Genomic DNA, 21,934 nt, shown 5'->3' on the forward strand with positions numbered 1-21,934 from the left:
CCGCCGAGCGGGCGAACCGACGGGCTGCCGGGCCGGATTGTCAGTGGTGGGCGGCAAGCTGGAGGTGCGCCCCTTGTGTGCGGGGCGTGACCGACGACTCCGACACGGGGAGAGCCGACCGATGCCCACCGCCGTACTGACCGACCGCGAACGCACCGCCGTCCAGGCCTATCTGCGGCTGCTGCACACCGTCCGGGCCGCCTTCGACCTGGAGACGGGCCCCCGCGCCTCCCACCGCCCCCCGGTCGTCCCGCCCGGCGTCCTCGCCGAGGCGGAAGAGGCCCTCGAACGAGCGGGCCTGACCGGCAACGAGGAGGCGTTCTTCCACCTGCTCCAGAACTGGTGCCCGGAGCCGGGACCCTGAGCCGACGGCGGGCAGCGGGGCCCGGGCCGATCACCGGTGGCACGGCTTGGAGCCGGGGCGGTGGCACGGCTTGGAGCCGGGGCGGTGGCGCGGCTTGAGGCCCGACCGGCGGCGCAGCCCGGGGCTGGGGCGGTGGCACGGCTTTGAAGCCGGGGCGGTGACGCGGCTTGGAGCCGGGGCGGTGACGCGGCTTGCAGCCGGGGCGGTGGCGCGGCTTGAGGCCCGACCGGCGGCGCAGCCCGGGGCCGGGGCGGTGGCGCGGCCTGGAGTTGGGAGCGGTAACAAGGCCCCGAGCCGCGACCGGCAGCAGGGCCCCGAGCCGATGGCCGGTAGCGCGGTCCCACTGAACCTAGAGCCGGTAGTGGGACCCCGAGCCGATAGCCGGAGGCTCGGTCCGTGCGCCGACGGCCAGTAGCGCGGCATGGAAACCGCCTGCCGGTAGCGGACACCCGCGAGGCAACAGCCGGAAGCGGGACCCTGAACCGGTAGCCGGTAACACGGCCCCCGGCTACCGACAACGGGACCCGAACCGGCAGCCGACAGCCGACAGCCGACAGCCGACAGCCGGGGCCTGCATCGAGCGAGGGCCCGCAGACCCGCAGACCCGCAGGCCCGCGCCCGCACGGCTGTCTCAGTCGTGCGGTACCGCGACCGCCGTCGCGACCAGGCCCCGGTCGGCGGTCCAGTGGCCGTCGAAATGGCCGAGGCGGCGGTCGCCGACCCGTGGGCCGGGGACGAGGAGCGTGGCACGGAAGGTGCCGCGCGGCTGTTCGCCGGGGTCGGCCGAGATCTCGATGTCGGCCTCCGTGAAGTCCAGCCACTTGCCGGTGAGGGGGAACCACGCCTTGTAGACGGACTCCTTCGCGCTGAACAGCAGCCGGTCCCAGTGGATGTCGGGGCGCTGTGCGGCCAGCCGCCGCAGGCGCTCGGCCTCGGCCGGGAGGGCCACGGCGGGCAGGACGCCCTCGGGCAGCGGCCCGTGGGCCTCGGCGTCGATGCCGAGGGAAGCGAGGTCGGTGGCACGGACCAGGGCGGCGGCGCAGTAGCCGTCGCAGTGCGTCATGCTGCCGGCCAGGCCGGCCGGCCAGCGCGGGGCGCCGCGTTCCCCGGGCAGGATCGGCTGCGGCGGCACGCCGAGCTTCTCCATGGCACGGCGGGCACAAGAGCGGACGACGGCGAACTCCCGGCGCCGCTTGGCGACCGCCCGGGCCACGAGCGCCGCCTCCTCGGGGTACAGCGGGGCGTCCGCGCCCTCGTTGCCGTACGCCTCCACCGTGACGACGGTCTGCGGCAGCAGTTCCCCGATCACCGCTCCTCCCCCTCCCCCGGCAGGATGCGCCGCAGCCGCCCCGGCTCCCCGGACCGTTTGCGCCACTCGCGGGGGTAGCCCACCGACACCTCCTCGAAGCGCACGCCCTCGTGCCAGGTGGTGCGCGGGATGTGCAGATGGCCGTAGACCATCGTGTGGACACGGAACCTGCGGTGCCAGTCGGCGGTCAGGCCGGTGCCGCACCACATGGCGAACTCGGGGTGCCACAGCACGTCCATCGGGTGGCGGTGCAGCGGGTAGTGGTTGACGGGGATCACGGGCAGGTCTTCGGGCAGCTCGGCGAGCCTGCGTTCGGTCTCGGCGACCCGTGCCCGGCACCAGGCCTCCCGGCTCGGGTACGGGTCGGGGTGCAGCAGGTACTCGTCGGTGCACACGATCCCCGTGCCCTGGGCGTACTCCAGGCCCTGCTCCTTGGTCGCGCACCCGGCCGGCAGGAACGAGTAGTCGTACAGCAGGAAAAGCGGGGCGACCGCCACGGGGCCGCCGGGCCCGTCCCAGACGGGGTAGGGGTCCTCCGGTGTCGTCACGCCGAGGTCCCGGCACAGCTCGACCAGATGGTCGTACCGGGCGACGCCGCGCAGGGTGACGGGGTCGCTCGGATGGGTCCACAGCTCGTGGTTCCCGGGCACCCACACGACCTTGCGGAAGCGGCCGGCGAGCGTCTTGAGGGTCCAGCGGACGTCGGCCACGGTCTCGGCGACGTCCCCGGCCACGAGCAGCCAGTCGTCGTCCGTCCCGGGCCGCATCCGCTCGACCAGGGCGCGGTTCTCCCGGTAGCCGACGTGCAGATCGCTGATGGCCAGCAGTTGTGCGGCGCCACCGGCCGTCGACGTCACCCCTCGCCCCCTCCGCACGCCCGAACGCGAACGCCACCACGAGATCACATCCGCGGGCGGGGGGACAAGAGCGGCCGGACGATCATGGTCGTGAATCCGTAACCCGCGCGTTGCACGAGTCGGCCCGCCGAAGCCGTATGATCTGGCCCAACACCACCGCTGAAAACTTCCCTCGCAGGGACGGTTTGGTGTTCCTCCATTCAACCTGCCCGGGCACGGGCTGCTGAGCCCTGCCCGCGAACCGTGAAAGGCGGCCTGCATGGTCTCTCGCGTACGCGTCTGGCTCAACCGCACGTACGCGGAGAACGTGTTCTTCATGGATCAGCTGCGGAGAAATCCCAGCGACCGGGCCGTCGAGATCCATGCCACGCACGGTGACCCCGACTCCCCCGTGCTGGCCGCCGCCGACACCGCCGAGCTGGAGCCCGAGAACCTCTCCCCCGCCGGGTACGTCGAGTACGCGCTGGACCAATGCGCGCGGCGCGGTATCGACGTGTTCGTGCCCCGGCTGCACCAGTCGGCGATCGTGGCGCACCGCGCCGATTTCGAGGCGGTCGGTACGGCTTTGCTGGCACCGCCGCCCGAGGCGGTGGCCGTCTTCCATGACAAGGTGATCGCCTACGAGGCGGTCCAGGCGGTCGGCGTGCCGGTACCGCCGTGGTGGCGGGTCCGGTCGAGTGACGAGCTCGTCGCGGCCGTCGAGGAGCTGGAGGGCGCCGGGTACAAGGCGTGCTTCAAGCCGGCGTCCGGGGCGGGCGGGGTGGGCTTCCGCGTGATCACGCGCTCGCCCTTCTCGATGGTGCACCTGAGCGGTTTCCCGAGCCCGTACGTGCCGCTCGACCTGGTGCTGGAGGCCCTGGGGCGGGCCGAGGAGCCGGTCGACTGGCTGGTGATGCCGCGCCTGGAGCAGCCCGAGGTGTCGGTGGACTGCCTGACCGGTCCGGACAACCGGGTCCGGCTGGCCATCGGCCGCACCAAGAACGGCCGCCGCCGGGGCTTCACGCTGCACGAGCAGTGGCTGGAGCCCGCCCGGCTGATCGCGGAGGGCTTCGGTCTGCACTACCTGTCCAACATCCAGTTCCGGATGTTCGGCGACCGGCCGGTCCTGATGGACGTCAACACCCGCCCGGCGGGCGGTCTGCACCAGCTGTCCCTGTGCGGTGTCAACGCCCCCTGGGCCGCCGTCCAGCTGGCGCTCGGCGAGGACCCGGGCGAAGTGGTCCCGCCGTTCCTGGGCCAGGACTACACGGTGGTGTCGGGACCGCGTCCGCTGCGGCCGGTGCAGCTGCCGCAGCCGCGGCCGGACGCGACCGAGCAGCAGCCGCTGCCCGCGGTGCCGGCCGACTCCGTCGAGGCGGCGGCCCCGCAGGCCACGGTCGGGGCCCTGCCCCTCTAGGGTCTGTCGTTTGGATCAGGTCGCAGACGCGGGGCCTGGCACGCGCATCTGCGGCGTTGTCGTCAGTCGCCAACTCCCCCACGCTCGGCTTCGCTCGCGCGGGCGGTGCCCCCATCGCGTTGACTCCCTCCTCCGCCTTGCAACTGCACGCACCAGGCCCCGCTCACCGGCGCTGACGAGAAGCCGTCGATTCCCTGCGACCTGATCCAAACGACAGGCCCTAGCCCCCGATTCCCTTCAGTCCTTGTATCCCCACGCCTGGGCCAGTTCCCTCAGGCGTGGGGGGAGTTCGACGTCCGGGGCGGCGGAGCGGGCCGACTGGATGCGGCCGGACTTGATGGTGCTGGACCAGTCGCCGAGCTGGGGGCGGAAGGTGCCGTGGTCCTTGCTGCCGTAGTCGAGCATGCCGGGCTCCCACGGGACGCCGAGGTGCTCGCAGAGGCCCCGGGTGGCCTTCTCCGGCTCGGCGGTGAGCTCCTCGTAGGTGATCACATGGGGGTGGAGGTTCAGGCGGGCCTCCTCCAGCTTCTCGCTGTAGTCGAGGACCTCGGCGCGGACGGCTTCGTGATCGGGGTCGGCGCGCCGGTCGGTGAGGGACGTGACGACCGCGCCGGGGTGGCGCAGCAGCAGGATGTAGCGGGCGTTCGGCCAACATCGCCGCAGGCGGGGCCAGATGAGGGTGTTCGGCGGGGTCTTGTCGACGATGACGTCCTTGCCGCTGCGGGTGAGCTCCAGGTGCAGCACCCGGTCCCACAGCACGTGCTCCAGCTCGTCCTTGTCGAGGTGGAGCGCCCGCATGGCGTCCGCGGTGAAGTCGCGGGACAGGTTGACGTGCACCGTGCGCAGGTGCATCTCGTGCGGGGCGCGGATACGGCTGTGGCTGTTGAGCAGGACGCGCAGCAGGGTCGAACCGGAGCGCACCGACGACAGCACGAAGACCGGCGAGTCCACCAGCCGGGGGGCGGGCGGGGCGGTGTAGGTGTCGGCCGCCGGGCGGGGGGCGGGGATGGCGTCGAGGTTCCGGCGCGGTGGACTGACCGCCTCTATCACCAGCCTTCCGCGACGCTTCAGGCCCTTGCCGATCGCAGCCATACGCGGGTCTCGCACGGTGACACCTTTCGTTCGCGTTGTGCGTTCCGCATCCCAGGGGGAACGGACGAACTTCAGGTGTCCGGAAGGCGAACCGGCGTGCTCACGGGCGTCCACATACCGCCCGTGAGCAGGCCGCTTACCCGTTTCTTAAACTTGCGTCAGAATCGGCCGGCTCCGCGGTAGAGCTCCAGTTCCCCTTCCAGTTCGACGGCCAGCACCGTGGCGTGCGGGTCGAGGTCCGGTGCGGCGGGCGGCTCGATCCACAGGACGCCCGGTGTCTCGTGGAGGCCGCCGGTGACCCGGTGGGCCAGTTCCGTGCCGCTGCCGAGCACCGAGACCCCGCGCACCTTGCTGAGCAGGCCGCGCAAGTTGATCTCGGCGCGCGGGGCGTCGAAGAGGACGAGGTAGAGGGTGCGGCGGTCCTTGGAGAGGGTGCTCGGGCCGTAGTGGTGGCCCGGCGGAAGTCCTCGTTCGGTGCCGTACACCGCCTCCGCGTGCCGGGCGATCCAGTCGCCGAGCCCTTCCAGCCGCTCCGCCTGTTCGGCCGGGATCGTGCCGTCCTCCCGCGGGCCGACGCTGAGCAGCAGGTTGCCTCCTCCGCCGATCGTCTCGGTGAAATAGCGGATGAGCTGGTCGACCGACTTGTGGTTGTGGTCGTGGTGCTGGTGGCCCCAGGAGTCGTTGATCGTCAGGCACAGCTCCCAGGGGCCCTCGGGCGGGACGACCGGGGCGCCCTGTTCCGGCGTCGCGTAGTCGCCCTCGCTGAGCATGCGGGCGTTGAAGACGACGTCCGGTACCTCGGAGCGGATGAGGGCGGCGAGTTCGGGGATGCGCCACTGCTCCTCGCTGCGGTCCCACTCGCCGTCGAACCACAGCAGGTCCGGCTGGTAGCGGGAGGTCAGTTCGCGGATCTGGCCGTCCCGGTAGGCGAGGAACCTCTCCCAGGCCTGAAGGTCCTCGTCCTCGGCGGCGACCTCCGAGTAGCGGTTGTCCTCCAGCTCCGGCGGCCGGCCCGGCTTGCGGGTGGAGGCGTAGTCGGGGTGGCTCCAGTCCGAGTGCGAGTAGTACAAGCCCACCTTGAGGCCCTGCTCGCGCAGGGCGTCGGCGTAGCCGCCGATCAGGTCGCGGCCCACGTTCAGGTCGCCGTACGCCGTGTCCCACAGGGCGACCCCGTCGTGATGGCGGCTGGTCAGCACGGCGTACTTGGCGCCGGCCCGCGCGAAGAGCCTCGCCCAGTCGCGCGGGTCGTAGCGGGCGGCCGTGAACCGGTCGAACTGGGACATGTACGTGCCGTACGGGACGATGTCGTCGTAGAACGACCAGGACTCCTGGACGCCGTCGACGGCGTAGATGCCCCAGTGGATGAAGATCCCGAGCTTGGCGTCGGTGAACCAGGGTTGCATGGCCATGCGTCAGCCCCTGCGCAGACGCAGGGTCAGGATCTGGAAGGGCCGCAGTTCCACGGGGACCGCGCCGTCGCCGTCCACGGGTGCCTCCTCCAGCGGTCGCTCCAGCAGGTCGGTGATCTGCGCGCCCGCCAGCGGGAAGCCGGTGCGCAGGACGCCCCGGGCCCGGCCGCCGCGGGATTCGTAGAGCCGTACGACGATGTCGCCGGAGGCGTCGTCGGCGAGCTTGACCGCCTCCACGGTCACGCCCTCGCCCTCGGTGGAGACGACCGGCGCGGGGGCGCCCGCCGCGTCGGCCACCCGGAGCGGGAGGTTGAGGGCGTAGCCCTCGGCGACGGCGTCCTCGATGGTCGCGCCGGGCAGCAGCGCGTAGGTGAAGCGGTGGCGGCCCTGGTCTGCCTCGGGGTCCGGGATGCGCGGGGCGCGGACCAGGCTGAGGCGGACGGTGGTCGTGGTGCCGCCGTCCTCACGGACCGTGCGGGAGACGTCGTGGCCGTAGGTGGAGTCGTTGATGACCGCGACGCCGTAGCCGGGTTCGCCGATGTGCACCCAGCGGTGGCCGGAGACCTCGAAGCGGGCCGCCTCCCAGCTGGTGTTGGTGTGCGTGGGCCGCTGGATGTGCCCGAACTGGATCTCGGCGGAGGAGTGCGGGGCGCGGACGTCGACCGGGAAGGCCGCCTTGAGGATCTTCTCGGTCTCGTGCCAGTCGATGTCCGTCTCGATGTCGATCCGGGGGCTGCCGGCGCGGACCGTGATCGTCTGGGTGATCTTCGAGCCCTTGCCGAAGTCCCGCTCGACGCGGATCGCGCCGACCAGCGCGTCCTGCTCGACGACCGTGACGGACGAGGCGTCGAGGAGGTCCGTGTAGCGGTTCTTGTAGTGCTTGTCGATGTCCCACGCGTCCCAGTAGTTGGGCAGGTCGGTGTGCAGGCGCAGCAGGTTGCCCGCTTCGGCGAGGACCTCGCGGTTCGCGCGCAGGTCGCGGACGGACGACAGGGTGCCGTCCTCGGCCACCTCGACGCGGACCAGCCCGTTGTCGAGCACCCGGCCGCTCACCGTCACCGGCTGCGGGGGCTCGGCGTCGGCGAGGGGCGCCGAGCCGCTCGCGGGCACTTCCACGTACACCGGTGCGCCGTCGGCGGTGCGGACCACCTCGGCGCGGTCGTAGGGGCTGGTGTTGAAGACGCGGGTCCCGCCGGCGCCGAGGGCCGTGAGGGCATCGGCCGTCAGTGCCTGGAGTTCACGGGCCACACGGGCGTACTCGGCCTCGGCCTCCCGGTGCACCCAGGCGATCGACGAGCCGGGCAGGATGTCGTGGAACTGGTGCAGCAGCACCGTCTTCCAGAGCCGGTCCAGCTTCTCGTGCGGGTACGTGTAGCCCGGCGCGTGCAGGGCCGCCGTCGTCGCCCACAGCTCCGCCTCGCGCAGGAGGTGCTCGGAGCGGCGGTTGCCCTGCTTGGTGCGGGCCTGGGAGGTGTAGGTGGCGCGGTGCAGCTCCAGGTAGAGCTCGCCGACCCAGACGGGCGCGTCCGGGTACTCCTCGCGGGCCTTGGCGAAGAACTCGTCGGGGTGTTCGACGACGACCTTCGCGGAGCCCTCCAGGTCCGCCAGCCGACGGGCGCGCTCCATGATCTCGCGGGTGGGGCCGCCACCGCCGTCGCCCCAGCCGAAGGGGGCCAGGGAGCGGCTGGCGCCGCCCTTCTCCTGGTAGTTGCGGACCGCGCGGGACATCTCCTCGCCGCTGAAGCGGGCGTTGTAGGTGTCGACCGGCGGGAAGTGGGTGAAGATCCGGGTGCCGTCGATGCCCTCCCACCAGAAGGTGTGGTGGGGGAACCTGTTGGTCTGGTTCCAGGAGATCTTCTGGGTGAGGAACCACTCGTTGCCGGCGAGCTTGGCGATCTGCGGGTAGGCCGCGTTGTAGCCGAAGGAGTCCGGCAACCACACGCCCTTGGTCTCGATGCCGAAGTGCTCGATGAAGAACCGCTTGCCGTGGATGAACTGGCGGGCGACGGCCTCGCCGCCGGGCAGGTTGCCGTCGGACTCGACCCACATGCCGCCGACCGGCGCCCACTGGCCCTTCTTGACCGACTCCTGGATGCGGGCCCACACCTTGGGGTAGTTGTCGCGGACCCACTCGTACTGCTGGGCCTGGGAGCAGGCGAAGATGAAGTCGTCGTACTCGTCGGCCAGGGACGTGACGTTCGAGAACGTGCGGGACGTCTTGCGCTTGGTCTCGCGGATCGGCCAGAGCCAGGCCGAGTCGATGTGGGCGTGGCCGACGCCGGAGACGGTGTGCGCGCTGGCGTGCGCGGGGCGGGACAGCACCGGCTTCAGCGCCTCGCGGACGGCGGGCGCGGAGCCGGAGACGTCGTCCAGGTCGAGCAGGTCCATCGCCCGGTCGAGCGCGTGCGCGATCTCGTGCCGGCGCGGGTCGTGCTCGCCGAGCTCCAGCATCAGCTCGCGCAGCACCTGGACGTCGAGGTCGAGGTGCCAGACCTCCTCGTCGAGGATGGCGATGTCGGCGGCGCGGAAGGTGTAGAGCGGCTTGTCGCCGGCGGTGAGGATGTCGCCGAGCGGGGTGGTCTTCGAGAAGTTGTCGGCGAGGATGTCCGGGTTGGAGGCGGCCTCGACCAGGTACTCGACCGTCTCGCCGCCCGTCGCCGGGTTGGCGATCGCCACGTACTGGTTGAGCGGGTTGACGGCCTTCAGCGGGGTGCCGTCCGTGAGGTGCACCAGGGCCTCGGCCTGGTTGCCGGGCCAGTCGCCCACGAAGCCGAGGTCGATGACGGCCTCGACGCGGCGGCCCGCCCACGCCTCGGGCACCTGTCCGCGCATGCGGAACCAGGTGGTGCCCCAGGGTGGTCCCCAGGGGGTGCCCATCGCGAAGGGCGCGTACGAGGCGGCGGCGGCCTCGTCGAAGGGGACCGGCTCCCCGGGAGCCTGCCAGGCCTCTACCTCGAAGGGGACGGTGGCCGCGTAGATCGCGGACTTGATGCGCTGGTCGTGAAGGCGCTGCACGCGCTCCTCGATCCGGCGGCTTTCGTCATGCATGAGATGTCTCCAGGAAGCGGGAAGAGCGAGCAGGCGGGAAGCCGTGGGGAAAGCGCTTACCGTGCGGCGTTCACCTAAGGTACGCCAGCCCGGGGTGGACCTCGGTGTAGCCCTCGACCAGCCTGCGGGCCACATTGACGGAGTCGACGAGCGGGTGCAGCGCGAAGGCCTTCACGGCACTCGCGCGGGAGCCGGAGTCGGCCGCGGCCAGCACCTCGCGCTCGACCGCCTTGACCGCGCAGACCAGACCGGTGGCGTGGTCGGGCAGCGGGTCGACGGTGACGGGGTGGGCGCCGTTGGCGTCGACGAGGCAGGGGACCTCGATGACGGCGTCCGTGTCCAGGACCGACAGGGTGCGCTGGTTGCGGACGTTGAGGATCAGGGTCGTGCGCTCGTCCCGCGCGATCGCCCGCATCAGCGCGAGGGCCACCTTCTCGTAGCCGCCGGACAGGTCGTCCTCGTCGCGTTCACCGGCACCGGCGGTCTCGCGGTTCTCGGCCATGTAGGTGGCCTCGCGCTCGGCACGGGTGCGCTCCCAGACCTGCCACGCGGGGGCGTCCTGGTTGCGCATCTCGGCGTAGAAGCGGGCCTGCTGGTCGTGCAGGAAGGCGCCGCGGGTCTTCTCCGCCTGCTGGTAGGCGCGTACGGCTTCCCGGTTGAAGTAGTAGTAGTGCAGGTATTCGTTGGGGATCGCCCCCAGGGACCGCAGCCAGTCGACGCCGAAGAGCTTGCCCTCCTCGAAGGAGCCGAGCAGGTCCGGGTCGGCGAGCAGGCGCGGGAGCTCGTCGCGGCCGGCGACGCGCAGGCCGCGCACCCAGCCGAGGTGGTTGAGGCCGACGTAGTCGATCCACGCCTCGCCCGGGTTCTTCACGCCGAGCACCCGGGCGATGCGGCGGCCCAGCCCCACCGGGGAGTCGCAGATGCCGATGACGCGGTCGCCGAGGTGGCGGGACATGGCCTCGGTGACCAGGCCGGCCGGGTTGGTGAAGTTGATGACCCAGGCGTCCGGCGCCAGGCGGGCGACCCGCCGGGCGATGTCGACGGCGACCGGGACGGTGCGCAGGCCGTAGGCGATGCCGCCCGCACCGACCGTCTCCTGGCCGAGGACGCCCTGGTCCAGGGCCACGCGCTCGTCGTTCGCGCGGCCCTCCAGACCGCCGACGCGGATCGCGGAGAACACGAAGTCGGCGCCGTGCAGGGCCTCGTCCAGATCGGTGGTGGCACTCACCTCGGGCGCGTCGGGGACTCCGGCCGCCTGCTCGGCGAGCACGCGCGTCACCGCGGACAGTCGCGCGGGATCCAGATCGTGCAGGACGACGTGCGTCACCCGGCCCTCGGCGTGGTCCTGGAGGAGCGCCCCGTACACCAGCGGCACGCGGAATCCTCCGCCGCCCAGAATCGTCAGCTTCACGACTGCACCCTTCCCGTCACGACGACCTCGACTCCTGCCTCCTGGAGGGAGGACCGCGTCGCCGTGTCGACCGGCTCGTTCGTCACCACCACGTCCAGCTCCTCGGGACCGCAGACCTTCGCCATCCCGTGCCCCGGGAACTTCGCCGCGTCGGCCAGCAGCACGACCTTCTCGCCCGCCTTGATCATCGCGCGCTTGACCGGCACCTCCACGACCGTCGTGTCCATGACCTGCCCGCCGGGCCGCACGCCGCTGGTGCCGAGGAAGAGCCAGTCGGCGTGCAGCTGGCGCAGGTTGTCCTCGGTGAGGAAGCCGACCAGGGAGCGGTACTCGCGGCGGACCATGCCGCCGAGCAGGACCAGCTCGATGCCCTCGTCGTCGGCGAGCTCCTCGTAGACCACCAGGTTGCTGGTGATCACGGTGAGCCGGCGGCCGTGCAGCTGCCGGGCCAGACGGTAGGCCGTCGTCCCGATGTCCAGCAGCACCGACTGGCCGTCCCTGACCATCGCCGCAGCGCGCTCGGCTATGGCGTCCTTCTCGGCCACGCGCACCTCGGCGACCTCGGCGAAGGGCTGGTCGCCCTCCTCGACCACGGCGCCGCCGTGGACACGGGTGAGCAGCCCGTCTTCTTCCAGTTTGACCAGGTCACGCCTGATTGTGGCGGGACTCACGCCGAGTTGCTCCGAGAGGTCGGTCACGGACGCGGGCCCGCCGGAGCGCAGGGCCCGCAGGATGAGTTGGTGTCGTCGTTCTGCCAGCACGGCGTGAACAGTACTCGTCATCCTCAATCATTTCCATGCTCACTTCTGCTCGGGTATTGACCAATCTCTCCGAGCGGCGCACGATTCCGGTCACCGAAATGAAGAGTTTTGACGAGCTCGTGGGGTGGGCTCCTCGAACGCTTCCGAACGAGAGGACCCCTCCGTGGACGACGACCGGCCCGATGTGCTGCTGACCGGGCTGCTCTTCTACGACCTCGTCCTCACGGGGCTCGGCAAGCCCCCGACCCCGGGCGAGGAGATCTGGACGACGGGCATGGGCTGCGGCCCGGGCGGCATCGCCAACCTGGCGGTGGCGGCCAGCCGCTTCGGTCTGCGCACCTCGCTGGCCACCGTGTTCGGCGACGACCTCTACGGCGAGTGCTGCCGGGACATCCTGTGCGACCAGGAGGACGTCGACCTCTCGCTGTCCCGTACGGCAGACGGCTGGCCCACCCCGGTCACCGTCGCCCTGGCCCTCCCCCAAGCTCTCGGCTCCGCTCGAGCAGGGGGGACCCCCATCACCGACCGTGCCCTGGTCACCCACGGCCAGGAGCCGCCGTACTCGCAGGACGTGCTGGTGGGTGACCCGCCCGCGGCGCGTACCGCCCTGGTGCACCTCGAGGCGCGGCCGCGCGACTGGCTCGCCAAGGCCGCCGCGGGCGGCACGCAGATCTACGCGGACGTCGGCTGGGACCCCAGCCAGGAGTGGTCGACGGCCCTCCTGGACCAGCTCGCGCTCTGCCACGCCTTCCTCCCGAACGAGACGGAGGCCATGGCCTACACCCGCACGGACAGCGCGGTGGCCGCGCTCGGCACGCTGTCCGAGCTGGTGCCGGTCGCGGTCGTCACCCGGGGCGGGGACGGCGCGGTGGCTGTCGATCAGACGACCGGCGAGTACGCCGACGTGCCCGCCCTCGACGTCGAGGTGCTGGACGCGACGGGTGCCGGGGACGTCTTCGGCGCCGCGTTCGTCACCGCCTCGCTCGGCGGCTGGCCGCTCGCCGAGCGGCTGCGGTTCGCGGTGCTCGCCGCCGGGCTGTCGGTCCGGCACCACGGCGGGGCGCTGGCCGCCCCCGGCTGGTACGGCGTCGACCGCTGGTGGCACTCCCTGACCGACCCCGATCTGAAGCGGGCCTACGGCTTCCTGGCGGACCGGCTCCCGGAGAACCCCGGGCCGCCGGTCGCGTACGCCCCCGTCACCCCTCCCGCACGGCAGCACTGACCTTCACCCACACCTCGGCACCACGAACAGGAAAAACAGGAGTGACCCGTGGACCTTTCTCGTAGAGGCTTCCTCCAGGCCGCCGCGCTCACCGCGGCCGCCTCCGGCCTGACCGTCGCATGCGGCGGCAGCTCGGGATCGGGCGGTACCAAGAACGGCAAGAGCCTCACCATGTGGTACTGGGGTGGCGCACTGAGCGACAAGGTGGTCGCGGAGGCCAAGGCGCACTTCGGCAGCCAGATCAAGCTGACCGCCGCCTCCATCGGCGGTGACTTCAAGCAGAAGCTCACCACCACGCTCGCGGCGGGCAGCTCCGTGCCCGACATCACCGGCATCAAGGGCGAGGACATCGCGTCCTTCCTGCCCAACGCCGGCCGCTTCCTCGACCTGAACGAGCTGGGCTTCAAGAAGATCTCGTCGCAGTACCTGGACTGGAAGACCAAGCTCGCCCAGACCGAGGACGGCAAGCAGATCGGGTTCCCGATCGACATCGGTCCCACCGCGCTCTTCTACCGCGCGGACCTGTTCCGCAAGGCCGGGCTGCCCACCGACCCCGAAAAGGTCGCCGCCGAGGCCGGGACCTGGGACGACTACTTCGCGCTCGGTTCCGAGCTGAAGAAGGCCGTGCCCGGCACCTACCTGATCAACAACATGGGCTCGGTGTTCAACATCGCGGTCGGCCAGGGCACCAAGCGGTTCATCGACGAGAACAACCACTTCATCGGCGACCAGGACCACATCCGCGCCGCGTGGACCACGGCGATCCGCCCCTACACGCTCGGCATCGACGCCAAGATCAACGACCAGACCTGGAACGCCGCCATCGGCAAGAACCTCGGCACCGAACTCGGCGCGGCCTGGCACGCGCTGGACATCGAGCAGGCCGCCCCGGGCACCAAGGGCAAGTGGCGGGTCTGTGCCACGCCCGGCGGACCGGCCAACCAGGGCGGCTCCTACCTGGCGCTGCCCCAGCAGTGCCGTAACCCCGAAGAGGCATTCAAGATCATCAGCTGGATCCTCAGCCCGGCCAACAACGCCCGCGGCTTCACCGACGCCACCATCTTCCCCGCCTCCCCGGCCTCGTACGCCATGCCCGCCATGACGGGCGCCGACGCCTTCTTCGGCGGGCAGAAGATCATCGAGGTCTTCGGCCCGGCCGCCAAGGCCATCCCGGTCAGTTACGAGGCGCCCGCCGACGCCGCGGTCATGGCCCCCTACTTCACCGAGCTGACCAGCATCGAGGCCAAGGGCAAGAAGCCCGACGCCGCCTGGAAGGACGCCGTCAGCCAGGCCAAGCAGATCGCCCGGCGACAGGGGGTGAACTGAGGTGTCATCACCTCCGGTCACCGGTCCCGCCACGGTGCCCGAGCACCGTGGCGGGCCGGGCCCGGCCCGGTTCCGCCCGCGGCGCACCCCGCCCGCGGGCGCCGTCCGGCCGAGCCGGCGCGGGGTGCTGTCGCACTGGCGGCAGTACCTGGCGATCTCGCCGTTCTACCTGATCTTCATCGCCTTCTCCTTCTTCCCCGTCTTCTACTCGCTGTATCTGGCCTTCCAGCGCTACGACGGCCTCGGCACTAAGCAGTTCGTGGGCCTCCAGCAGTTCGAGTTCCTCTGGAACGACCCGGTCTTCTGGCTGTCGATCCGCAACACCCTGGTGATCTGGGTGCTGTCCACCGTTCCCACGCTCTTCGGGGCCCTGGTCCTGGCGACGCTGCTGCATTCGGTGCGCCGCTTCAAGGGCTTCTACCGCATCGCCCTCTACGTCCCGAACGTCACCTCGATCGTCGCGGTGGCGATCTTCTTCGGCGCGGTGTTCAGCAACAACTTCGGCCTGGTCAACGCGATCCTGGGCACGGTCGGCATCTCGCCCGTCCCGTGGCTGAGCAACCCGTGGCTGATCAAGCTGGTCATCGCGCTGCTGATGACGTGGATGTGGACCGGCTACAACATGATCATCTATCTGGCCGGTCTCCAGGCGATCCCGACCTCGATCTACGAGGCGGCGAAGATGGACGGCGCCGGTCCCGTCCGCACGTTCTTCCAGATCACCATTCCGATCATGCGGCCGATCATCCTGTTCACCGTCGTCATCTCGACCATCAACGGCCTGCAGAGCTTCAGCGAACCCCAGGTCCTCTTCGCCAGCAACGCCGCCAACCAGAACCTCGGCGGCCCGGGCCAGGCGGGCCTGACCACGCTGCTGTACTTCTACCAGTCGGCCTTCCTCAACAACGACTACGGCTACGGCGCGGCCATCGTGTGGGCCTTCTTCGTACTGATCATCGTGCTCGTCGCCATCAACTGGCGCCTCGTGCAGCGCGGGAGGAAGTCATGACGACAGCGGACACGACACGACCGGCCACGGGCACGCGGCGGCTGCGCCGCCCCAAGGGCATGACCGCGCACATCCTCCTCGTTCTGGCCGTCCTGATCTCGGTCTTCCCGTTCGTGTGGACGATCGTCATGGCGACCAACACCACCGAGGACATCTACAAGAGCCCGCCGAAGCTGACCTTCGGCTCCCACCTGCTGGAGAACATCCGGCATGTGCTGAACACCATCGACTTCTTCGGGTCGATGCTCAATACGATCATCGTCGCGAGCGTCACCACCGCCCTGGTGCTGTTCATCGACTCGCTGGCGGCCTTCGCCTTCGCCAAGTTCGACTTCCCCGGGCGCAAGGTGCTCTTCGGCACGCTGCTCGTGTTCATGATGCTGCCGCTCCAGCTGGCCGTCCTGCCGCAGTTCATCCTCATGTCGGAGATCGGCTGGGTCGGCATGCTCAAGGCGCTGGCCCTGCCCGCCCTGGCCAACGCCTTCGGCATCTTCTGGCTGAACCAGTACATACAGAACGGCGTGCCCGACGAACTGCTCGACGCCGCGCGCATCGACGGCGCCGGGTTCTTCCGCCAGTACTGGAACATCGCGCTGCCGATGATCAAGCCCGCGCTGTCCTTCCTCGCCATCTACGCCTTCGTCAACGCCTGGAACGACTACGTCTGGCCGCTCATCGTGCTCACCGACCCCAGCCACGTCACGCTCCAGGTGGAGCTCGCCCAGCTCCACGTCGGCCACACCACCGACTACAGCATGGTCATGGCCGGTGTCCTCATGGCGGCCCTGCCGCTGGTCGTGGTCTTCGCCATCTTCGCGCGAGGCTTCATCGCGGGGGCGACCGAGGGAGCGGTGCAGGGCAGCTGACGCGCCCCGAAGGGGCGCGGGGAACTGCGCGACAAGCCACGACGGACCCGCGGTCGACAACCGGCAGGAGGCCCCGAGCTCGTGGTCGTCGCAAGCGCTAGCGACGAGGGAGGCAGGCAGTGACGGACAGCAGCGCACGCGCCAAGGTGCTCGTCGTCGGCATGGACGGGCTCCGCAACGACCGGCTGATCCGGTCCCACGCCACCGCACCCGTGCTGCACGGCCTGATGGCCACCGGCGCCCACGGCACCAGCATGCTGCCCTACGGCCGGGCCGAGGACGGGCCGTCGGCCGGCACGGCCTACACGGACTCCGGGCCCGGCTGGTCGAGCGTGCTGACCGGGGTGTGGCCCGACCGGCACGGAGTGACCGGCAACGACTTCCTCGGTGCCGACTACACCCGCTACCCCGACTTCCTCAGCCGCGCCGCCACCGCCCGGCCCGGTCTGCGCACCGCGGCCGTGGTGTCCTGGCCGGAACTGGTCGACCGCGGCGTCCTCGGCCCCGCCATCGGTCGGCGGGTGCGCTACGACGGCGAGTCCGACGGCTACGAACCCACCGACCGCCTCGTCGCCGACACCGCCGCGCGCTGGCTCACCGAGGACGACCCGGACGTCGTATTCGTGTACTTCGGCGCCACCGACGAGGCCGGCCATGCCACCGGCCCCCTCTCCCCCGCCTACGACCGGGCCCTGCTCGCCCAGGACACCCACCTGGGGCGGCTCCTGGAGGCGATCGACGCGCGGCGTGCCCGCGAGCACTGGACCGTGCTGGTCACCACGGACCACGGTCACCTCGACACCGGCGGCCACGGCGGCGACACGCATGCCGAGCGAGAGGTCTTCGTCATCCTCGCCGGGCCGGGCGTGCCCGGCGGCACCCGGCTGGACACACCCCGCCTCGTCGACATCGCCCCCACCGTCCTGGACCGTCTCGGCATCCCCGTCGACCCCGCCTGGGGCCTGCCGGGCCGTGCACTGCCCCCGCCCACTCCACCGACTTCGGAATGGTCATGACCGACGCACTCCCCGATCCCCTGATCGCCCTGCGCCCGTGGGAGGCCCCCGAGGTGACCTCCTGGCGGCGGCTTCCGATGAACGCCGTCGACCGGCGGGCCGGGGCCGTCTCCCTGGACGGCGACTGGCGATTCCAGCTGCTGCCCGCGCCGGACGCCCCGGTGGGCGAGGACTGGTCGTCGGCGTACGTGCCCGGCGTCTGGACCATGCAGGGCACGGACGATCTTCCGCGCTACCTGAACGTCCGCATGCCGTTCCCGGAGTTCCCGCCGGCGGTGCCCGCCGCCAACCCGACGGGCGTCTACGAGCGTGCGGTGGACGTGCCGGCCGAGTGGGCCGGGCGGCGGATCGTGCTCCAGGTCGGGGCGGCGGAGAGCGTGCTGCTGGTGCACGTGGACGGGCGGCCGGTCGGGATCTCCAAGGACTCCCACCTGGCCGCCGAGTTCGATCTGACGGACGTGGTGCGCCCCGGGGAGCGGGCCGCCCTGCGCCTGACCGTCGTGAAGTGGTCGGACGCCTCGCACATCGAGGACCAGGACCAGTGGTGGCACGGCGGCATCACGCGTTCGGTGCTGCTGTACGCGAGGGACCCGCTGCATCTGGCGGACGTGACCGTGCTGGCCCGGCGTGACGGTGACCTGCGCGTGGACTGCCTCGTGCGGCACTCGGACGGGGCCCTGCCCGAGGGCTGGTACGTCAGCGGGGAGCTGGACGGGCAACTGCTCACGCAGGACACGGAGTTCGACCGGGCCAACGCCGAGGACGAACGCGTCTCCGGCTTCCTCGGCGAGGCCCGGCTGCGAGCCGCCGTGCCGGACGTGCGCACCTGGACCGCCGAGACGCCCGAGCTGTACGACCTGACCGTCCGCCTCCACCGCGCCGACGGCACGGTCGCCGACAGCTCGCACCACCGGATCGGCTTCCGTGACGTCGAGATCACCGGCCGGGACCTGCTGGTCAACGGCGAGCGCGTGTTCATCCGGGGCGTCAACCGGCACGACTTCCATCCGCTGACGGGACGCACGGTGTCGTACGACGACATGCGCGCGGACCTCGTCCTGCTGAAGCGGTTCGGCTTCAACGCGATCCGCACCGCGCACTACCCGAACGACCCGGCCCTGTACGACCTGGCCGACGAGCTCGGCTTCTACGTCGTCGACGAGGCCGACATCGAGTCGCACGACCACGCGCACGAGATCGCCGACGACCCGCGTTACCTCGGCGCCTTCGTCGACCGGGTCGCCCGGATGGTGCTGCGGGACAAGAACCACCCCTCCGTCATCATCTGGTCGCTGGGCAACGAGTCCGACTACGGCGCGAACCACGACGCGGCCGCGGGCTGGGTACGCCGGCACGACCCGACCCGGCCGGTGCAGTACGAGGGCGCGGCCAAGCGCGGCTGGGCCGATCCGGACCTGGCCTCCGACATCGCCTGCCCGATGTACGCCCCGCTTCAGGAGTGCCTCGCGCACGCCATGTCCGGCACCCAGACCAAGCCGCTCATCCAGTGCGAGTACTCGCACGCCATGGGCAACAGCAACGGCACGCTCGCGGACCATTGGGAGGCCATCGAGGCCACCCCGGGTCTTCAGGGCGGGTTCATCTGGGAGTTCTGGGACCACGGCATCCTCCAGCGTGTGAACGACGGCAGACCGGCCGGGCGTGGGGGCGCCGGGCTCTATGACAACGGTGTCGCCGCGCCCGGCCATCGCTGGGCGTACGGCGGCGACTTCGGGGAGACCGACCACGACGGCGCCTTCATCGCCGACGGTGTCGTCTTCCCCGACCGCACCCCCAAGCCCGTGATGTTCGAGCACCGGGAGATCGCCGCGCCGCTGCGCATCGAGTGCTTCCGGCACGAGGGCGTCGTCCTGGGCAACCACCAGCACTTCCGGGGCCTGGACTGGCTGTCCGGCGAGTGGGAGCTGTCCCTCGCCGACGGCGGCACCCTGACGGCCCCCGCCGAGCTGCCCCGGCTGCGGCCGGGCGAGACGGCCGCCGTACCGCTGCCGTTCGAGCTGCCGGAGGACGGCGGCGAGGCGTGGCTGACGCTGCGGGTCACGACGGCCCGGGACGAGCCGTGGGCGCCGCGCGGCACGGTGGTGTGCCTGCCGCAGGCGCGGCTGCGGCACGCGTCCCCGGTGCGGCACGCCCCCGTCACGCACCGCCCCGTGGAGGTCGGCGAGGACGGGCTGCTGGTCCATCCGCTGCTGACGGCCGGACCCACGCTGTCGCTGTGGCGGGCGCCCACCGACAACGACGAACTGGGCGGCATGGCGGCCCGCTGGCGGGACTGGGGGCTCGACGCGCCCACCCGCGAGGTCGTCGCCGTACGGCGTGATCCGGGGCGGGTGGCGGTGGTCTGCGACTACCTCTGCCCGGGCGGGAGCGTCCGGCACGAGCAGGTGTTCACGGCGGTCGAGGGCGGGCTGCTGGTGGAGGAGTGCGCCGAGCTGCCCGAGGCGCTGGACGACGTGGCCCGGGTCGGGTCGGTCTTCGAGACGGCCGCCGGGCTGAACCTGCTGGAGTGGTTCGGGAAGGGCCCCTGGGAGTCGTATCCGGACCGGGGCGCGGGCGCGCCCGTCGGCCACCACTCGATGCCGGTGGACGAGCTGTTCACCCCCTATCTGCGGCCTCAGGAGAGCGGGGGGCGGCACGGCGTGCGGCGGTTCACGCTGTCCGCGCCGGACGCGACCGGGCTCGCGGTGCGGCTGGACCGGCCACGCCAGGTCTGTGTGACCCGCCATCGCGCGCGCGACCTCGCCTCGGCCGCGCACCACGACGAACTGGTGCCGCGGGCCGGGTGCGTGGTGCACATCGACGCGGCGCACCGCGGTCTCGGCACGGCCTCCTGCGGGCCCGACACCTTCGCCACCTATCTCGTCCCGGCCGGCGTCCATCGCTGGAGCTGGACACTGCGCGTTCTCTGAGTTCTCCCCTCCCCTCCCCTCCCCTCCTCTCCCTGTCGCCTTCGCCGAGTTCTCCGCCACTCCCCCCGTCACCCTTCATGGAGCCCCCGTGTGCACTTCACATGATCACGACCTGGGCGAGGCCCCCCAGGCCGGCGCCGGAAGACGCGGTTTCCTGCGCGCCACCGCCCTGCTCGGCGTGACCGCGACGGCGGTGGCCGCGCTGCCGGCCGTCACCGCCGCGGCGGCACCGGCGAGCCGGCGTCCCGACCCGCGCAGCCGCCGCTTCACTCTCGCCGTGATGCCGGACACGCAGTACCTCTTCGACGGGCCGAGCATCGACAAGGCACCGGTCGAGGCGTCGCTGCGCTATCTGCTGGAGCACGGCGAGGAGGAGAACCTCGTCTTCCTGTCCCACCTGGGGGACCTCACGCAGAACGGCGCGAAGGAGGAGTTCGCGGCGATCGGCGAGGCGTTCTCGCTGCTGGACCGGCGTGGCGTCGGCTACAGCGTCCTGGCAGGCAACCACGACGTGAAGTCGTCGACGACCGACCAGCGCGGTGCGACACCGTATCTGGACGCCTTCGGGCCCGAGCGGTTCAAGGGGCGGCCGACGTTCGGCGGTGCCTCCCCGGACGGCTACAACACCTTCCACCTGTTCACCGCGGGCGGCCGGGAGTGGATGGTGCTCGCGCTGGACTGGCGGCTGTCGCCGCAGGGCTACGCGTGGGCCAAGGAGGTCATGGCGCGGCATCCGAAGACGCCCGTCATCCTCACCACCCACGAGCTGGTCGCCGAGGAGGACTCGCTGTCGGCGTACGGGCAGCAGTTGTGGGACCAGTTGATCGAGGACCACGACCAGATCTTCCTCACCCTCAACGGGCACTACTGGCCCGCCGCCCGCGCGACGCGCAAGAACGCGGCCGGGCACGACGTCCACCTGCATCTGACGAACTACCAGAACCGCTACTTCGGCGGCGCGGCGATGATCCGCCTCTACCGGTTCGACCTGGACCGGAACGTCATCGACGTGGAGACGGTCTCCCCCTGGATCCTGGGCCGGGCCGGGAAGGGGCTCAACGAGCTGGAGCGGCAGGAGATGGAACTGAGCGGCGACGCCGACCGGTTCTCCGTCGAGATCGACTTCCAGGAGCGCTTCTCCGGCTTCGCGCCCGTGCCCGCCCGTCCGGCGCGGCCCGCCTCGAAGATGCTGATCCCGGGCACCGCGGCGTACTGGCGTTTCGACAAGCCCGCCGACGGCACGGTCCGGGACCTGTCCGGGCGCGGCAACGACCTCGCGCTCGTCACGGTGGGCGGCGGCGCGCTGGACTGGTCGGCGGACCACCACCCCGACCAGCCGGGCCACGGCAGCCTGGAGTTCCAGGGTTTCAAGTCCCCGCTGAAGGGCGCCTATCTGCGCACGGTCGACGGGGCCCCGCTCAACTCGGCCACGTTCAAGGACGGCTACACCATCGAGGCGTTCTACCGGCTGCCCGCCGACTGGGACCCGGACCACCACGCCTGGTCGGGCCTGGTCGGCCGCACGGGCACGGGCGGCGCCGCCGGGAAGACCGCCGACGACCCGGACGAACCGCTGGCCACGCTGTCCCTGTCCAACGACCGCGAACCGCAGTGGGCGATGCGCCCGCTCAACCAGCAGGGCATCGCCACCAACTGGGGCCAGGAGACACCGCTGGAGACCTGGTGGCACCTCGCGGTCGTCAACGACGGCAGGCACACCACGATGTACGTCGAGGGCTGCCCGGTGCTCCGCAACCCCAAGGCGACCTCCGTCGGCATCACCTCCGTCGGCCTGCCGTGGCTGCTCGGCGGCTACGAGTACGGCGGCGAGATCGACCAGATCTTCCACGGCCGGCTCGGCGATGTCCGGATCGTCGCGCGGGCGCTGCCCGTCACCTCCTTCATGAACCACTGATCT

The 21,934-nt window shown here is 71.3% G+C and carries 16 protein-coding genes; 9 read left to right on the top strand and 7 right to left on the bottom strand.

The genetic code is table 11. From position 1 onward, the window contains the following. The first annotated feature begins 121 nt into the window (after positions 1-121). Positions 122-364: a hypothetical protein gene (locus QC385_RS11170; protein ID WP_279541102.1), complete on the top strand. Its 243-nt coding sequence runs from the start codon at positions 122-124 to the stop codon at positions 362-364. A 631-nt stretch (positions 365-995) separates the two neighbouring features. Here QC385_RS11170 and QC385_RS11175 read toward each other — a convergent pair. Both QC385_RS11175 and QC385_RS11180 read right to left on the bottom strand, forming a co-directional pair. Next, complete coding sequence (locus QC385_RS11175; protein ID WP_279541103.1) at positions 996-1,673, bottom strand: 4'-phosphopantetheinyl transferase family protein; 678 nt, start codon at positions 1,671-1,673, stop codon at positions 996-998. Further along, a complete protein-coding gene (locus QC385_RS11180) occupies positions 1,670-2,530 on the bottom strand; it encodes a metallophosphoesterase family protein (RefSeq protein ID WP_279541104.1) in 861 nt (286 codons plus the stop codon). Before QC385_RS11180 ends, QC385_RS11175 begins: the two co-directional genes overlap by 4 nt. 259 nt (positions 2,531-2,789) lie before the next feature. Between QC385_RS11180 and QC385_RS11185 the strand changes: the two genes are divergently transcribed. Then, positions 2,790-3,926, top strand: a complete 1,137-nt coding sequence (locus QC385_RS11185; protein WP_279541105.1) for an ATP-grasp domain-containing protein — start codon at positions 2,790-2,792, stop codon at positions 3,924-3,926. Positions 3,927-4,163: 237 nt separating this feature from the next. Here the strand turns inward: QC385_RS11185 and QC385_RS11190 are convergent, their stop codons facing one another. The 5 genes from QC385_RS11190 to QC385_RS11210 form a co-directional block, all read right to left on the bottom strand. Then, a complete protein-coding gene (locus QC385_RS11190) occupies positions 4,164-5,033 on the bottom strand; it encodes a sulfotransferase family protein (protein WP_279541106.1) in 870 nt (289 codons plus the stop codon). A 143-nt stretch (positions 5,034-5,176) separates the two neighbouring features. Further along, positions 5,177-6,427, bottom strand: coding sequence for an alpha-L-fucosidase (locus QC385_RS11195; RefSeq protein ID WP_279541107.1), 1,251 nt, complete (start codon positions 6,425-6,427; stop codon positions 5,177-5,179). 3 nt (positions 6,428-6,430) lie between these two features. Further along, entirely contained in the window at positions 6,431-9,475 is a 3,045-nt protein-coding gene (locus QC385_RS11200; protein ID WP_279541108.1) for an alpha-mannosidase, read from the bottom strand. Between the two features lie 70 nt (positions 9,476-9,545). Next, positions 9,546-10,886, bottom strand: a complete 1,341-nt coding sequence (locus QC385_RS11205) for a 6-phospho-beta-glucosidase (protein WP_279541109.1) — start codon at positions 10,884-10,886, stop codon at positions 9,546-9,548. Beyond that, positions 10,883-11,647 (bottom strand): DeoR/GlpR family DNA-binding transcription regulator, encoded by a 765-nt coding sequence (locus QC385_RS11210; RefSeq protein WP_279541248.1) that lies wholly within the window; start codon positions 11,645-11,647, stop codon positions 10,883-10,885. The genes QC385_RS11205 and QC385_RS11210 overlap by 4 nt, the downstream gene beginning before the upstream one ends. 163 nt (positions 11,648-11,810) lie before the next feature. On the opposite strand from QC385_RS11210, the gene QC385_RS11215 reads away from it, so the two are divergent. From QC385_RS11215 to QC385_RS11245, 7 genes are all read left to right on the top strand, one after another. Beyond that, complete coding sequence (locus QC385_RS11215; RefSeq protein WP_279541110.1) at positions 11,811-12,869, top strand: carbohydrate kinase family protein; 1,059 nt, start codon at positions 11,811-11,813, stop codon at positions 12,867-12,869. Positions 12,870-12,917: 48 nt separating this feature from the next. Then, positions 12,918-14,195 (top strand): ABC transporter substrate-binding protein, encoded by a 1,278-nt coding sequence (locus tag QC385_RS11220; protein ID WP_279541111.1) that lies wholly within the window; start codon positions 12,918-12,920, stop codon positions 14,193-14,195. A gap of 124 nt (positions 14,196-14,319) precedes the next feature. Further along, entirely contained in the window at positions 14,320-15,204 is an 885-nt protein-coding gene (locus QC385_RS11225) for a carbohydrate ABC transporter permease (RefSeq protein WP_279541249.1), read from the top strand. Next, positions 15,201-16,070: a carbohydrate ABC transporter permease gene (locus tag QC385_RS11230; protein ID WP_279541112.1), complete on the top strand. Its 870-nt coding sequence runs from the start codon at positions 15,201-15,203 to the stop codon at positions 16,068-16,070. The genes QC385_RS11225 and QC385_RS11230 overlap by 4 nt, the downstream gene beginning before the upstream one ends. A gap of 161 nt (positions 16,071-16,231) precedes the next feature. Next, positions 16,232-17,086, top strand: a complete 855-nt coding sequence (locus tag QC385_RS11235) for an alkaline phosphatase family protein (protein WP_443032883.1) — start codon at positions 16,232-16,234, stop codon at positions 17,084-17,086. Beyond that, on the top strand, positions 17,083-20,016 hold the full coding sequence (locus QC385_RS11240; RefSeq protein WP_279541114.1) for a glycoside hydrolase family 2 TIM barrel-domain containing protein: 2,934 nt from the start codon (positions 17,083-17,085) through the stop codon (positions 20,014-20,016). Before QC385_RS11235 ends, QC385_RS11240 begins: the two co-directional genes overlap by 4 nt. 88 nt (positions 20,017-20,104) lie before the next feature. Then, complete coding sequence (locus QC385_RS11245; protein WP_279541115.1) at positions 20,105-21,931, top strand: LamG-like jellyroll fold domain-containing protein; 1,827 nt, start codon at positions 20,105-20,107, stop codon at positions 21,929-21,931. Positions 21,932-21,934 lie beyond the last annotated feature (3 nt).

The organism is Streptomyces sp. DH10, assembly GCF_029813805.1.
In the GTDB taxonomy this organism is placed as follows: Bacteria; Actinomycetota; Actinomycetes; order Streptomycetales; family Streptomycetaceae; genus Streptomyces; species Streptomyces coeruleofuscus.

Excerpts from the sequence above, each read along its gene's own strand:
- QC385_RS11240 (WP_279541114.1), top strand. The coding sequence starts at position 17,083 with ATGACCGACGCACTCCCCGATCCCCTGATCGCCCTGCGCCCGTGGGAG.
- QC385_RS11195 (WP_279541107.1), bottom strand. The coding sequence starts at position 6,427 with ATGGCCATGCAACCCTGGTTCACCGACGCCAAGCTCGGGATCTTCATC.
- QC385_RS11230 (WP_279541112.1), top strand. The coding sequence starts at position 15,201 with ATGACGACAGCGGACACGACACGACCGGCCACGGGCACGCGGCGGCTG.
- QC385_RS11235 (WP_443032883.1), top strand. The coding sequence starts at position 16,232 with ATGGACGGGCTCCGCAACGACCGGCTGATCCGGTCCCACGCCACCGCA.
- QC385_RS11185 (WP_279541105.1), top strand. The coding sequence starts at position 2,790 with ATGGTCTCTCGCGTACGCGTCTGGCTCAACCGCACGTACGCGGAGAAC.
- QC385_RS11170 (WP_279541102.1), top strand. The coding sequence starts at position 122 with ATGCCCACCGCCGTACTGACCGACCGCGAACGCACCGCCGTCCAGGCC.
- QC385_RS11200 (WP_279541108.1), bottom strand. The coding sequence starts at position 9,475 with ATGCATGACGAAAGCCGCCGGATCGAGGAGCGCGTGCAGCGCCTTCAC.